Origin of the sequence: Chryseobacterium sp. BGARF1 (genome assembly GCF_001677955.1) — a bacterium.
In the GTDB taxonomy this organism is placed as follows: domain Bacteria; phylum Bacteroidota; class Bacteroidia; order Flavobacteriales; family Weeksellaceae; genus Chryseobacterium.
In genome coordinates, this window is record NZ_LELA01000243.1 from 1 (window position 1) to 639 (window position 639).

The 639-nt window shown below is 39.3% G+C and carries 1 protein-coding gene; it reads left to right on the forward strand.

Annotated features, from left to right (window positions below):
• A partial coding sequence (locus AB671_RS21860; protein WP_185116250.1) for a DDE-type integrase/transposase/recombinase occupies window positions 1-581 on the forward strand: 581 nt, incomplete at its 5' end.
• Window positions 582-639: the final 58 nt, after the last annotated feature.

A 639-nucleotide genomic window follows, 5' to 3' on the forward strand; every position in this document is an offset into this window, starting at 1 on the left:
TTGTGCATCAAATGTGGCAGACAGATTTTACTTATTTCAAGATCATTGGCTGGGGATGGTACTATCTGAGCACGATTTTGGACGATTATAGCCGCTACATCATTCACTGGGAGCTATGCGACTCAATGAAAGCCGAAGATGTGAAACGAACGGTGGACACAGCCATTAAAAAAGCGAAATTAAAGACCAAAGTCAAACCGAAACTGCTCTCGGACAACGGTTCCTGCTACGTCTCCAATGAGTTGAAAAGTTATCTGAAAGACGATTTAAGAATGAAACAGGTTCACGGAAAACCGATGCATCCGCAGACCCAGGGCAAGATTGAACGTTATCACAGAACGATGAAAAATGTAGTGAAACTAAATCATTTTTATCACCCCGAGGAACTCATCCAAGCACTGGAGAAGTTTGTAGAAAACTACAATAACAAGCGCTATCACGAGTCGATAAATAACCTAACTCCGAGGGATGTGTACTTCGGAAGATCAGAACAGATTTTGGAAAAAAGAAAGCAAACAAAAGCGGAATCCATCCGAAAAAGAAGACAAATATATAATCAACAAAAATTAGTAAGTTTATAAACCGAAAATCCTCCTTAAGGATTTAAACTAAAATGTCTAAGTTGGTTTGAAGACGTAC